Genomic DNA, 13,575 nt, shown 5'->3' with positions numbered 1-13,575 from the left:
AAGTTAAATTATTTTGCAACATATGTTGGATCTTTCCATCCAATGATCTGAGCTGCATCTTCGTTTACATTTGATGAATCAATAAGTGCCTGTGGAGTATGTACTACTCTTGGGATATCCTGTCCATCTAAAATTCTTAATGTTACTTCTGTAGCAACCTGTGACATATAGTATCCAAATGAATCTACTGTTGCATCAAGCTTTCCGGCTTTGATTGAATCATAAGCTTCACCAATACCATCAACACCTACTACTAAAATGTCAGCCTTAGCTTCTTCTACAGCTTCAACTACACCTAAAGCCATATCATCATTGTTACAGAAGATTGCCTTTAAGTCAGGTTTCTGCTGAATCCATGTGCTTGCTAATTCTTTAGCTTTCTGACGATCCCAGTCAGCGTTCTGTTCTGCTACTACATTAAGTCCTGACTTGTTGTCTTTAATCCAACCCTTGAATCCTGCTGTTCTTTCACGAGCTGCGAAAGCTTTTGCCATACCTACAACGATAGCAACATCACCCTTGTCACCAAGTTTCTTTGAAACCCATTCAGCTGCTAATTCACCATTCTGGTATGCATCAGGTCCTACAAAGTAATCTGCTGCTGAAATTAATCCATCGTTTACGTTTATTGTAGGGATTTTTTTGTTCTTAGCATTATCTACTGATGATGTTAAGTTTGAATCTGAGATTGGGCTTAACATTAATGCACTGTATCCCTGGTTTACAAGGTTATCTGTCATTGTCTGCTGTCCGATTTCATCACCTTCATCTGTTGTTCCATCTACTTTTACTGTTATATCAACTCCGGCTTTCTTAATAACCTTTGCTGACTGTTCATAACCATTCTTAAAGTTACGCCAAAATTCATTTGAGAATGATTTTGCGATGGCACCTAACTTTAAGTCACTTGCAACCTTAACTTCTTCTCCGTTGTCCTTACGGATATCTTCGATTGTCTTGCTGTCTTCAATCTTATCTGGGTTGAAGTCCTCTGTTGCCTGTGTTTCATTGTTCGCTTTTGTTGTTTTGTCTGAACTCTGTGATGAGCTACCGCAGCCAACTAATCCGAACACCATTGTTGCTGCTAATGCTACTGCTAAAATTTTCTTTCTCATTTGCATTTTCTCCTTTTTCTTTTATAAAATTTCTTATTTTAACATGTCCAGTACAAGGCGATGGGCCTCTACACCGTCACGTTTAGATACAACTTCTGCGATTCTGTCCATTCCGATTTCATCAATTATTTTTGAAATCTTTTCGAAAGAATCAATGTTTGCCTGAGTTTCTTCTTTGGCATTTTCTCTAATTGGGAATGTGTCAAAGAACACAACTCCCTGATAATTATATTTCTTTAAGTAGTAAATGAACTCCGCCGCATGTGCTATGTTTACTGATCCAAAAATCATTCCGCTATCCATTTGTGAATATCCGTCATTCATATGTAATCCGTATAGCTTACCCATACTTGCGGCTATCGCCAGACCGTATGCCGGGCTGTCTCTCTTCATTAGCATATGGCAAAAATCTAATGTACATCCAACATTCGGTCTGTCAATTTCCTTTATAAGGAGGAGGGTCATTCCTGTACTATCTATCATTGAAAAGTTCCTTGGTTCAAATGGTTTGTATTCAATGCTTATTTTCAAATCAGGTGCATAATCAGCAACTTCTCTAAAAGCATCTATTAATTGATTCCAGGCTTCTTCGTAATCAAGTTGGAATGCATAATCAAAACCATCATTCTCCATCCAGAGGGTAATGTATGTTCCGCCAAGCTCTCTACAAATCTCTGCGGCTTCTTTACAATACTGAATAGCTTTTTCTCTTAATTCCTTATCAGGATTAGTGAAGTCGCCATTTGTAAAATAATTTCTCCATCTTACTGCAAGACCATTTACCTTTAAGTCTCCAATTGCTTTCTTAATTTCTTCTAAATCATATCCTGCGAAATGTTCCGGATAGTTAAATTCTAAATGTGTAATTCCGTCCATTTCGTGATATGCCTTAATTGCATCAAAGACGTTCTGGCCTTTTAATATAAATGAATTAAATCTTCCTGCGTAGTTCATAATACCTTCCTTTCTATGTTTCTCTTTGTCTTTCATTGTCTTTAGTTCTTTTCGTTTGATTTCATTTTCTTTCAAATGTTTTCATCTGTTATCATAATTGTATAATTCTTTTCATTATTCGTCAATACTTTTCATTATTTTTTCACGTTTTGCACAGTTTTAAAGTTGTTCTTTTGTGCATATTGTATAATTTATTGTGATAAAAACGTTACATTTTTCGTCAAATCTTCTGTTTTCTTATTGTGGCAGAATAAAAAAAGTGTCATTTTCTTTCACTTTTTTTCATTTATTCAAAAAAATCGTGAATGAAAACAACACTTTTATTATGTATTTATTATATTTTAATCAAATTTAAGACTTATAACATTGTTAGTCAAAACCAAATACTTACCCTATACTGATTTTCAGCCATTCCAATCTTAAACTTATACTAAAGTCTTAGCATAGATAATGGCACCTTTTACACCATTGTCAACTTTATCTTCTGAATACTGCACCTTCAAAGTTTCTGCAGGATATGGTTTTCTCATACGAACATATAATCTCTCTTCTAAATAATCTTTTGGGAATCCTTTCATGTTAATTACTCCTCCGCCAAAAATTACTGAATGAGGATTCAAAATATTTATTTCCGAACATGCAACACAAGCAATATTGTCAACAAAATTTTTCAGCACTGAATCATTGCTCTTCATGACAAATAAATCATTCATATCAATGTCTGGAAAATATTCATCCTTAATTTCTACTAATTTCCAACCTGAAGCATAACATTCAGAGCAGCCGATGTTTCCACATCCACATCTGTCTTGTCCACCTATCATCGGAATGTGTCCAAGTTCTCCAGCCACTCCATCACGACCTACAAGTGGTTCTCCATTAATAAAAATTGCATTTCCTACACCTGTTCCAATATAAATTCCTACACCAATTCCTTCATTAGATAATTTCTTGTCATATTTATCCCAATAGTAAAGCATATTAACATCTCTGTCCAATGCTACCTTAACGCCAAGGTGCTTTTCCAATTCCTCACCAAGAAACAGGTGATCCATTCCCTTTATGTTTGGAACCTGAAGAATTTCTTTTCTATCCGCACTTAATGCTGCAGGAATTCCAATTGCAATTTGCTTAACTTCAAATTCATTACAATTTCTTTTAATATAGTCTTCCAGAACCTTAGCCATACTCTCAGAAATATTGCCATCTTTGAAAGTTTCTTTGCTTGATATTCTTTCAAAATCTGCCAAATCACCATTCTCATCTGTATGACCTATTCTGATATTTGTACCACCTATATCTATTCCAATAACACACTCTTTGTTCATAGGCCTCTCCTTATCTTATAAAGCTCTTAAATTTTCAATTAATTCTTTATATGGCTTTCCTTTTCCAAATAATGAAGATGTTCCAAGAATAAATCCTTTAACACCTACTTTTGATAAAGTTTCAACTCTTTCCGGTGAACATGCTCCATCAAGCATAACTTCATATCCATACTTTTCTTTCATATCAACTAATTGCTGAATTTTCTCATCAACTGATGGAATATATTTCTGTCCTGCAAATCCAGGATTAACACTCATTACCATTACATAATCTACAAATGGTAATAATGGCTTAATAGTTTCCACAGCCGTTCCAGGATTAATTGCTATTCCTGGTTTTGCTCCCGCATCCTTAATTGACTGAAGTGTTCTTGTTGGATGAACATCTGCTTCAGGATGAATATAAATAATATCAATTCCAAGCTTTGCAAATTTCTCCACATAGTTGCCAGGATTTTCAATCATAAGATGAGCATCTACAGGAATTATTGACTTCTTGCAAATAAATTCTACATCTTGTAATCCCATTCCAAAGTTTGGAACAAACTGTCCATCCATAATGTCAATGTGAAAAATGTCTACTCCTGCATCAACCAACTCCTGAACCTCTTTTTCTAAATTTCCATAATTAGCACACATCATTGATGGGCATAATAATTTTTCCATTGCAATACCTTCCTTTCATTTTGTAATTTTATTCCTACTTTAATGTAAACGTTTACATTTGTTTGCAATTAAAAGAAACTGCATCCACAGCTTCCTTATTTATTTTTAGTTTATACTGTAGCAAATATAATGTCAATGATAATTTTTCCAAACTTTTTCATTTTTTTTCATTGTTATCTACCAAATGTAACATTTCCATCTTTGGTATATTGGTTCTTCTATACACTTTCTCTTTTTATAATTTCAATTGGTAATACTATTTTTTTGTTTATTACTTCTACCTCATTCATTAATTTTTCTAATTGCAAAACAGCTATTTTCACCATTTCATCAATTGGCTGTTTCACAGTTGATATTGATGTGGTTGCTATGTCAGATGCTATACTATTGTCGTATCCAAATACTTTTACTTCCTTTGGAACTTGTATTTTTAGTTCCTTTAAAGCCTTCATTACTCCAATGGCAATTATATCTGTTGTAGAGAATATACCATCTACATTTTTATTTTCCCTAATATATTTCTTTGCTTTTTCATAACCATCAATCTGAGATATTTTTCCTGTTTTAATCAATTTCGACTTTAATCCTGCTTCATCCATAGCTTTCCTGTAACCTAAATATCTATTTTTGTGTGTTGAAACATTGTGTTCTGGACTTATACAAATTACATTTTTGCATCCGTTTTCTATCATTTCCGTTGTCGCCTGATACCCTCCTTCAACATTATCACTCTCCACAACTACAACCTCTTCACCTTCAAGGTACATTGGTTCTCTGTCAATATAAACTGTCGGCATTGGAATTGCTTTTTTTCTCTTTCTTGTAGAGGAAACAATATGAATTATTCCAGCAACTTGCTGAGCCTGCAACATATCCAAACATTGGTTTTCTATTCTGTAATCTTCATTTGTATTACAAATAATACTAGCATAACCTTTTTCGAAAAAAAGCATTTGAACTTTTTGAGCAATTTTACTAAAAAATTCATTGGAAATATCAGGAACAATAATTCCTATAATGGTAGATTTTCTAGTTCTAATTCCTTTTGCAAAAAGGTTAGGAACATAATTGTTTTCTTCCATAACCTTCAATATTTTCTTTTCAGTTTCTTTTGCCACTTTTCCGTTTTTGTTAATTACTCTTGATACAGTTGCAATAGATACCCCTGCCATTCTGGCAATATCTTTGATTGATAAATTGTTGCTCATGATTATTTCCTTTTGAATTTTTGATTATAGCTTATTTTCAAGATTTGAATGTCAAAATGCCCAAATCTTGTTCCGCGCTTCGCACTTTCAAAATTATGCAAATGCAAGCGGGGCAAAACCTTTTGACACTGTAATCATTATAAAATAACTAAATTTACTTATCAACTATAGAACCGTAAACGTATCTTGCGACATTATTTGTTCTGGATACGTGCCTATTCAATAACTATTTTCTTTTGCAACGAGATTTCTTTCTATAACAAAGCCCTCAGAAATTAATTTTACATAATTTCCAAGGGCTTTGCATTATTTTATTATTTTATTTTGTTAAAACAATCTTTTCGCTCCACTTACCATAAGACTTTTTATTTTTCTTTACAATCTTGTATGGTCTTACTGAAATATAAGCAGGCTTTCCTTCAATCTTTGATGTATATTTATATATAGCATAGCTGAAGCTAACGTTGTATTTTTTCTTGAACACCTTAGGGGCTTTAACCTTAATGCTTGTTTTTGTTGTAAAATACTTATATGTCTTGCCACCTTTCTTAATCTGAACCTGATAGCCCTTGGCACCTGTTAATTTTGCAAACTTAGCATTAATTTTATTCTTTTTGAAAGTTGCACTTGTCATTACTGTTTTTGCACTCTTTAATGACTTTGTAGAAGTCAATATTACTTTCTGGTCAAATGCCTTTGGACCCATTGCTACACTGCTCTTTAATGTAACTTTCTTTAAATATATTGTTTCCTTAAATGCGCATCTGCCAATCTTCTTTAACTTTGAGTTTGTAGTTAATTTTGATACGTCTGATTCTGCAAATGCATATGGTTCAATAGTTTTTACATTCTTGCCTAATTTTACTTCTGAAATTCCCTGATTATAAAAAGCTGCTGATTTAATTGTTACTGCAGTATCAGGAATTGTTACTTTGTTGCTATCTGAAATGTGGTAGTAAACTGTTTTACCGTCAGATGATACTAAACACCCATTTGCGATTCTGCATCTGTTATTATCCTTAGGAATTGTAACTGATAAATAATCTCTTTCTCGTACTTTTGCTAATGCAAGACCTAATGTTTCGGCACTTCCTTTTAACTGAACTTCGTCTACATCATCACCTAATGCCCCATACTGGAAATTATTCATATCTCCTTCTACTACAACTTTTCCTACACTATAAAAAGCATCTGTCTCAACTGTTCTAACTGTTTTTGGAATTGTAATTGAATCTAAATAGTGAAATGCGTTACTTTTAATTGTTGTTACTGTATCTGATATTTCAGCGCTGCCAACGCCATTGAATTGTGCAAAAGCGTCTTCACCAATTACTGTAATTCCATTTCCTATTACAATTTTGTCAACAGTGCCTAAACGTGAATAATTAGTGCCATTCCACATAGCACCTGTTCCACTAATCGTTAATGTTCGAGTTGCTTTATCGTAGCTATAAATGGCATTGTCACCACAACGCCCTTCAATTTTCTGACTAGGTGCTGTAGTTGTAACTTCCACTGCCTTTACTACTCCTGTTGTTAATTCTAATGGCATTACTGTTGGAACTGCTAATGTTAATGCCAAAGTTGTTGCTGTTAATACTGATAAAAATTTTGATTTTCTCATCTTAATCTCCTCCTGTTTTCTCTTTGATTTATTTTGTTTGATATATATAGAACGAAGGCTTTTCAAAAAATATTGCATCAACTTTAATTTTTTTTCATAGACCCGATTACAAAGCCCTCAGAAATTAATTTTACATAATTTCCAAGGGCTTTGCATTATTTTATTATTTTATTTTGTTAAAACAATCTTTTCGCTCCACTTACCATAAGACTTTTTATTTTTCTTTACAATCTTGTATGGTCTTACTGAAATATAAGCAGGCTTTCCTTCAATCTTTGATGTATATTTATATATAGCATAGCTGAAGCTAACGTTGTATTTTTTCTTGAACACCTTAGGGGCTTTAACCTTAATGCTTGTTTTTGTTGTAAAATACTTATATGTCTTGCCACCTTTCTTAATCTGAACCTGATAGCCCTTGGCACCTGTTAATTTTGCAAACTTAGCATTAATTTTATTCTTTTTGAAAGTTGCACTTGTCATTACTGTTTTTGCACTCTTTAATGACTTTGTAGAAGTCAATATTACTTTCTGGTCAAATGCCTTTGGACCCATTGCTACACTGCTCTTTAATGTAACTTTCTTTAAATATATTGTTTCCTTAAATGCGCATCTGCCAATCTTCTTTAACTTTGAGTTTGTAGTTAATTTTGATACGTCTGATTCTGCAAATGCATATGGTTCAATAGTTTTTACATTCTTGCCTAATTTTACTTCTGAAATTCCCTGATTATAAAAAGCTGCTGATTTAATTGTTACTGCAGTATCAGGAATTGTTACTTTGTTGCTATCTGAAATGTGGTAGTAAACTGTTTTACCGTCAGATGATACTAAACACCCATTTGCGATTCTGCATCTGTTATTATCCTTAGGAATTGTAACTGATAAATAATCTCTTTCTCGTACTTTTGCTAATGCAAGACCTAATGTTTCGGCACTTCCTTTTAACTGAACTTCGTCTACATCATCACCTAATGCCCCATACTGGAAATTATTCATATCTCCTTCTACTACAACTTTTCCTACACTATAAAAAGCATCTGTCTCAACTGTTCTAACTGTTTTTGGAATTGTAATTGAATCTAAATAGTGAAATGCGTTACTTTTAATTGTTGTTACTGTATCTGATATTTCAGCGCTGCCAACGCCATTGAATTGTGCAAAAGCGTCTTCACCAATTACTGTAATTCCATTTCCTATTACAATTTTGTCAACAGTGCCTAAACGTGAATAATTAGTGCCATTCCACATAGCACCTGTTCCACTAATCGTTAATGTTCGAGTTGCTTTATCGTAGCTATAAATGGCATTGTCACCACAACGCCCTTCAATTTTCTGACTAGGTGCTGTAGTTGTAACTTCCACTGCCTTTACTACTCCTGTTGTTAATTCTAATGGCATTACTGTTGGAACTGCTAATGTTAATGCCAAAGTTGTTGCTGTTAATACTGATAAAAATTTTGATTTTCTCATCTTAATCTCCTCCTGTTTTCTCTTTGATTTATTTTGTTGATATATATAGAACGAAGGCTTTTCAAAAAATATTGCATCAACTTTAAATTTTTTTTCATAGGGATTTTTTTCATAAAAAAGAACCCGATTACAAAGGCGTCTCTTCCTTCATAATCAAGTCCTTTTTATTATTTAGAAATATATGTGTCGAAGTCTATATTGAGTGGTATTCTCCGGGTGACTTCTTCCCATATTTATTTTTGTTAAAATCTTTGAACCATTAAATTTATGATTACAATCTTGATTTTAATTCTGCTGTTAAATCTTCATAACCAGGTTTTCCAAGAAGTGCAAACATGTTCTTCTTGTAGCTTTCAACACCTGGCTGGTTAAATGGATTTACACCAAGGATATAACCACTTACACCACATGCAAATTCGTACATGTATAATAGCTCTCCAAGATAGAATTCGTTCTGTTCCGGAATGTTTACAATAAGGTTTGGAACATTACCGTCTGTATGAGCAAGAATTGTACCGTTCATGGCACTCTTGTTTACGAAATCCATATCTTTTCCTGCTAAGTAGTTAAGTCCGTCAAGGTCTTCAGGATCTTCATCAATAACTACTGATACTTTTGACTTTTCAACATTTAAAACTGTCTCAAACATAATTCTTGAACCGTCCTGAATGAACTGTCCCATTGAGTGAAGATCTGTTGTCAAGTCAACTGCTGCTGGGAAAATACCTCTCTGGTCTTTTCCTTCGCTTTCGCCAAATAACTGTTTCCACCATTCACCAAAGTAATGTAAACTTGGTTCATAGTTTGCAGTAATTTCTACTGCCTTACCCTTTCTAAGAAGGATATTTCTGATTGCTGCATATTTCATTGCATCATTATCTTCAAAAGCATTTTCTAATGCAGCCTTTCTTCCACTTGCTGCACCTTCCATAAGCTTGTCAATATCTGCTCCACTTACTGCGATTGGAAGAAGTCCAACTGCTGTAAGAACTGAGAAACGTCCACCTACATCATCAGGAACTACGAAGCTTTCATAACCTTCTGCTGTTGCAAGTCCTTTAAGGGCTCCCTTTGCCTTATCTGTTGTAGCGTAAATTCTCTTTGCTGCTTCTTCTTTTCCATATTTCTTTTCAAGCATTTCCTTAAATACTCTAAAAGCAATTGCAGGTTCTGTTGTTGTACCTGATTTTGAAATAATGTTTACTGAGAAATCTCTATCTCCAATTACATCGATTAATCCCTGTAAGTATGCCGGGCTAATGCTGTTTCCTGCGTAGTAGATTTCAGGTGTCTTTCTAATTTCCTTTGATACATTGTTGTAGAAACCATGTCTTAAGAAATCAATAGCTGCTCTGGCACCTAAGTATGAACCACCAATACCAATAACAACAAGAACTTCTGAATCTCCCTGAATCTTCTTTGCTGCCTTCTTAATTCTGTCAAATTCATCCTTATCATAGTCAACCGGTAAATCAATCCATCCTAAAAAGTCATTACCTGCCCCTGTTTTTTCAACTAAAACTTTCTTTGCATCTTCTGCGATTTTCTTCATGCTTGTTACTTCATCTTCTGAAATAAATGAAGTAGCTTTAGAATAATCAAATGTTACTTTAGACATATCTTTTTCCTCCGTTTAAACTTAAAACAAAACTCAACTTTTATTATACTTTTTTGAAACGATTTTTTCAACCCTGTATTTTATGGTATTTTTCACTAAAAACTCCCCTATTTTTTATGTTTTTTTACCTAAGAAACTCTCCAATAACCTGGTCTAAAACTTCCTCTTCTCTTGCCTGCTCTTCTTTTTCAGACGTTTCCTGAGAGTAGGCAATATCAGGTTTAATATTTTCATTTTCAGGTATTTCATTAGCCACTTTGTTTTCAATCGTTTGACTCTGGTTAAATCGTCTGCCATTGCCTTCCTCCAAAGCCTCAGCCAAAACATATGTTAATTCCATTTTTCTATCACTGCAGGCAAGTGTCCTATTAACCATTTCCAAACTAATTGCCACAAAACTGCCTATAATCAAATATTGAACCCATGTAATTTCATTAGGACGTTCTAAGTACACCTCATAAGATACAATTGAATACACTGCCATAATAATTAGCGTACAATAGTTAATTATATTATTTACCCTGTTTACGGAAATATACATTATTCTGCATCTGTTCAAACTCTTTTGCACAAATCCTATAGGATTTTCCATGTTGTGATTTACCTGTCTTAAACTATCATATTTAGTTTTAATCTGTCTTAAAGTTGCGTTGTTGGTTTTGTTTATATTGCCTGCTTTTCTTATAAGCTTATTGTAATTATGTAAAACAAGCCATTTTGTGACAACTCCTAACGCAAAAAAACTCCCTACAATAAGTAGAAAGTTTTCCTGATTTACTATCTTTGGTATTGTTGTTTCAGCCCAGTTTTCCAACTGACTTATGTAATAGTCAAACATTTATTTTCCCCCTTACTGAAAATTAATTTCTTTTCAGTAAATGGTAGCACAAACTTAACCTTGTTGCACTAAAAATCGTTCGACATATTTTCTAATAATTTTTAATAATTTTGTACATTAATTCAATTGAATTTTCTGCGGCTTTTTTCTCAAATGTTGGATAATCCATTTCTGCACCGCCATCTGCTTTGTCTGAAATAGCTCTTATTACCAAAAATGGAATGTTGTTTAAGTATGCTGCATGGGCAATTGATGCCCCTTCCATTTCCGCACAGTCGCCGCCAAACTGGTCACGGAGATATTTTTTCTTTTCTGCAGTTCCGATAAACTGGTCACCTGAAACTACCTTCCCTTCAAATATTTTCACATCCAATTCAGCTTCTTTTGCAGATTTCTTGGCAACCTCCATAAGTCTCTTGTCAGCTTTAAACACTGAAGTTTCCATGTCAGGAATTACGCTTTTTTCATATCCAAGTGGTGTAACGTCCATATCATGTTCTAAGGCTTCAGTTGAAATTACAATATCACAAATATTAATATCATTATTAAGGGAACCTGCCACACCTGTGTTAATTACCCCATCAACCTGAAAATCATCTGCTAATATCTGTGTGCAGATTGCTGCATTTACTTTTCCAATACCGCTTTTTACAACTACAACGTCTTTTCCAAAAATGTTACCCATGCAGAATTCCATTCCTGCCTTCTTTGTTACTTCCAAATTATTAATGGCTGACTTTAAAGTTGCCACCTCCACTTCCATTGCTCCAATTATACCAAGCATGTTTATCCTCCTAAAATTCTTTCATTTAAAGCTAACAAAACCGTTGTCATATTGTTTTCTGACAACGGTTCTATTAAATTAATTTATTTCTGCTGTTCTAAATACTGTTCTAATGCCTGTGCAAGCTGGTCCGGACATGAAGTTCCTCTACCGTTACAGTCAATACCTTTAAGTCTTTTAATAACTTCGTGAATATCCATTCCTTCAACTAACTTTGCCACGCCCTGTGTGTTTCCGTGACAACCCATAACAAACTGCACGTCTTTTACCTTGTCACCGTCAACGTCAAACTTAATAAGTCTTGAACATGTTCCTCTTGTTGTATATTCCATTACCTTGTCCTCCTTTTTCTAAGAATTACATACGACAATGTTTTAGTCATTTAACTTGCTCTGGTAAATTGCTGACACTTCATCAATATCACCTTTGGCAATTAACTGACCATGATCTAATAATATAGCTTTATTGCATAAACGTTCAACCTGCTGCAAACTATGTGATACAAAAAGTACCGTTACTCCATGGTCAAACATCCCCTGCATTTTCTTTTCACATTTCTTTCTAAACTTAGCATCACCTACAGATAATACTTCATCTAAGATTAAAATTTCCGGTTCAACTACTGTGGCAATTGAGAAACCTAATCTTGCTTTCATACCTGAAGAATAATTCTTAATAGGTACATCAATAAATTCACCAAGTTCAGAGAACTCTAAAATTTCATCATATTTTTCTTCCAAGAAACTTCTTGAAAATCCTAACACTGAACCATAAAGGAAAATGTTTTCTCTTCCTGTGTAGTTAGGATCAAAGCCTGCTCCAAGTTCAATCATTGGAGCTATATGACCGTTTCTTGTAACCTTACCTGTTGTAGGTTTGTAAACTCCTGCAATAACTTTAAGAAGTGTAGACTTGCCTGCTCCGTTAAGACCAAGGATTCCAAGTCTGTCACCTTTTTGAAGTTCAAAATTAATATTTTTAAGAGCCCAGAATTCGTTAAAACGAATTGTCTCGCCTTTTATTTTCTTTATAAGTAATTCTTTTAAATTATCTACTTTTTCTTTACTTAAGTTAAAACGAATACTTATATCTTCAACTTTAAGTGCCGGTTTTTCCATAGTTCCTCCTAAATATGCAAGATGAACTTATCTTGATTCTTCTTGAACATTACAATTCCAATTACTAATGCTACCAAACTAAATCCAAGTGAGTAAAGCATCATTGTTAAGTTTGATATACCATAACTCATGCTTGTGAAAAGTGAACCGCCTTCCATAACTACACATCTTACATTACTGATAATGCAGTATAATGGATTAAACTGAAGTACAGTTTTTACCTTTTCAACTTTGTCTACATAATAGAATATTGCTGAGCAATACATAATAAGCATTACTATAACTTCCCATAAGTATTCCAAATCTCTAAAGAATACACATACAGTTGATAATATAAGTCCAACTGCCACACAGAAAACAAATAATATTCCCAGTGGTATAAACACTTCAATAATATGCCATGACATTGGAACTCTATAGAATATAGCCAATATTGCAAGTATTATTAATGATAATAAGAATAAAATAAAGTTATATATAATTGTTGATAATGGGTATAAATATTTTGGTACATATACCTTCTTTATCATAGCCTGATTTGCTCTAATGGATCTCATTGCCACCTTACTTGTACTTGAGAAGCAACTGTAAATCAATCTACCGCATAAAATATATACCGGGTAGTAAGGATGACTGTTTCCTAACAGTTCACCAAATACAAATGCTAATACCATTGTTGTAAGTAATGGTTCCAACAGCGTCCACACTAAACCTAAATATGATCTTCTATATTTGAGCTTAATACCTTTATATACTAATTCTTTTAAAAGGTATCTATATCTCATAAATCCTTGAATATACTTCTTCATATTACCTCCATCTTTTCTTAGTAATACTCGCAATAATTAT

General features: G+C 33.6%; 13 protein-coding genes. All 13 read right to left on the bottom strand.

The genetic code is table 11. The annotated features are described in order from the left end of the window. Window positions 1-8: 8 nt before the first annotated feature. Window positions 9-1,115 (bottom strand): sugar ABC transporter substrate-binding protein, encoded by a 1,107-nt coding sequence (locus ACZM4J_RS05300; protein ID WP_412335968.1) that lies wholly within the window; start codon window positions 1,113-1,115, stop codon window positions 9-11. Between the two features lie 33 nt (window positions 1,116-1,148). Beyond that, window positions 1,149-2,144 (bottom strand): sugar phosphate isomerase/epimerase family protein, encoded by a 996-nt coding sequence (locus ACZM4J_RS05295; protein WP_412335966.1) that lies wholly within the window; start codon window positions 2,142-2,144, stop codon window positions 1,149-1,151. Window positions 2,145-2,494: 350 nt separating this feature from the next. Then, window positions 2,495-3,397: an allose kinase gene (gene alsK / locus ACZM4J_RS05290; RefSeq protein WP_412335964.1), complete on the bottom strand. Its 903-nt coding sequence runs from the start codon at window positions 3,395-3,397 to the stop codon at window positions 2,495-2,497. Window positions 3,398-3,412: 15 nt separating this feature from the next. Continuing rightward, window positions 3,413-4,063, bottom strand: a complete 651-nt coding sequence (gene rpe / locus ACZM4J_RS05285; RefSeq protein ID WP_412623126.1) for a ribulose-phosphate 3-epimerase — start codon at window positions 4,061-4,063, stop codon at window positions 3,413-3,415. Between the two features lie 218 nt (window positions 4,064-4,281). Next, window positions 4,282-5,271, bottom strand: a complete 990-nt coding sequence (locus ACZM4J_RS05280) for a LacI family DNA-binding transcriptional regulator (RefSeq protein ID WP_412335962.1) — start codon at window positions 5,269-5,271, stop codon at window positions 4,282-4,284. A 319-nt stretch (window positions 5,272-5,590) separates the two neighbouring features. Then, entirely contained in the window at window positions 5,591-6,895 is a 1,305-nt protein-coding gene (locus ACZM4J_RS05275) for a leucine-rich repeat domain-containing protein (protein WP_489485721.1), read from the bottom strand. A gap of 168 nt (window positions 6,896-7,063) precedes the next feature. Next, complete coding sequence (locus ACZM4J_RS05270; protein WP_489485721.1) at window positions 7,064-8,368, bottom strand: leucine-rich repeat domain-containing protein; 1,305 nt, start codon at window positions 8,366-8,368, stop codon at window positions 7,064-7,066. Between the two features lie 271 nt (window positions 8,369-8,639). Further along, entirely contained in the window at window positions 8,640-9,986 is a 1,347-nt protein-coding gene (locus tag ACZM4J_RS05265) for a glucose-6-phosphate isomerase (RefSeq protein ID WP_290989588.1), read from the bottom strand. Between the two features lie 124 nt (window positions 9,987-10,110). Beyond that, window positions 10,111-10,824, bottom strand: coding sequence for a hypothetical protein (locus ACZM4J_RS05260; protein ID WP_022165127.1), 714 nt, complete (start codon window positions 10,822-10,824; stop codon window positions 10,111-10,113). 91 nt (window positions 10,825-10,915) lie between these two features. Continuing rightward, window positions 10,916-11,608 carry a 5'-methylthioadenosine/adenosylhomocysteine nucleosidase gene (locus ACZM4J_RS05255; protein WP_301956063.1) on the bottom strand — a complete coding sequence of 231 codons (693 nt, stop codon included), beginning with the start codon at window positions 11,606-11,608 and terminating at the stop codon, window positions 10,916-10,918. Between the two features lie 83 nt (window positions 11,609-11,691). After that, window positions 11,692-11,940: a TIGR03905 family TSCPD domain-containing protein gene (locus ACZM4J_RS05250; protein WP_022165129.1), complete on the bottom strand. Its 249-nt coding sequence runs from the start codon at window positions 11,938-11,940 to the stop codon at window positions 11,692-11,694. 42 nt (window positions 11,941-11,982) lie between these two features. Further along, window positions 11,983-12,726 carry an ABC transporter ATP-binding protein gene (locus tag ACZM4J_RS05245; protein WP_022165130.1) on the bottom strand — a complete coding sequence of 248 codons (744 nt, stop codon included), beginning with the start codon at window positions 12,724-12,726 and terminating at the stop codon, window positions 11,983-11,985. A gap of 8 nt (window positions 12,727-12,734) precedes the next feature. Continuing rightward, the gene (locus ACZM4J_RS05240) at window positions 12,735-13,535 is read right to left on the bottom strand and encodes an ABC transporter permease (RefSeq protein WP_412622768.1); all 801 of its coding nucleotides are present in this window, start codon (window positions 13,533-13,535) and stop codon (window positions 12,735-12,737) included. Window positions 13,536-13,575: the final 40 nt, after the last annotated feature.

This window comes from Eubacterium sp., from assembly GCF_057858645.1.
Note: the sequence above shows the minus strand (reverse complement) of the source record. Positions and strands in the feature narration are given on the sequence as shown.

Excerpts from the sequence above, each read along its gene's own strand:
- rpe (WP_412623126.1), bottom strand. The coding sequence starts at position 4,063 with ATGGAAAAATTATTATGCCCATCAATGATGTGTGCTAATTATGGAAAT.
- ACZM4J_RS05250 (WP_022165129.1), bottom strand. The coding sequence starts at position 11,940 with ATGGAATATACAACAAGAGGAACATGTTCAAGACTTATTAAGTTTGAC.
- ACZM4J_RS05260 (WP_022165127.1), bottom strand. The coding sequence starts at position 10,824 with ATGTTTGACTATTACATAAGTCAGTTGGAAAACTGGGCTGAAACAACA.
- alsK (WP_412335964.1), bottom strand. The coding sequence starts at position 3,397 with ATGAACAAAGAGTGTGTTATTGGAATAGATATAGGTGGTACAAATATC.
- ACZM4J_RS05240 (WP_412622768.1), bottom strand. The coding sequence starts at position 13,535 with ATGAAGAAGTATATTCAAGGATTTATGAGATATAGATACCTTTTAAAA.
- ACZM4J_RS05280 (WP_412335962.1), bottom strand. The coding sequence starts at position 5,271 with ATGAGCAACAATTTATCAATCAAAGATATTGCCAGAATGGCAGGGGTA.
- ACZM4J_RS05275 (WP_489485721.1), bottom strand. The coding sequence starts at position 6,895 with ATGAGAAAATCAAAATTTTTATCAGTATTAACAGCAACAACTTTGGCA.
- ACZM4J_RS05300 (WP_412335968.1), bottom strand. The coding sequence starts at position 1,115 with ATGAGAAAGAAAATTTTAGCAGTAGCATTAGCAGCAACAATGGTGTTC.
- ACZM4J_RS05255 (WP_301956063.1), bottom strand. The coding sequence starts at position 11,608 with ATGCTTGGTATAATTGGAGCAATGGAAGTGGAGGTGGCAACTTTAAAG.
- ACZM4J_RS05265 (WP_290989588.1), bottom strand. The coding sequence starts at position 9,986 with ATGTCTAAAGTAACATTTGATTATTCTAAAGCTACTTCATTTATTTCA.
- ACZM4J_RS05245 (WP_022165130.1), bottom strand. The coding sequence starts at position 12,726 with ATGGAAAAACCGGCACTTAAAGTTGAAGATATAAGTATTCGTTTTAAC.
- ACZM4J_RS05270 (WP_489485721.1), bottom strand. The coding sequence starts at position 8,368 with ATGAGAAAATCAAAATTTTTATCAGTATTAACAGCAACAACTTTGGCA.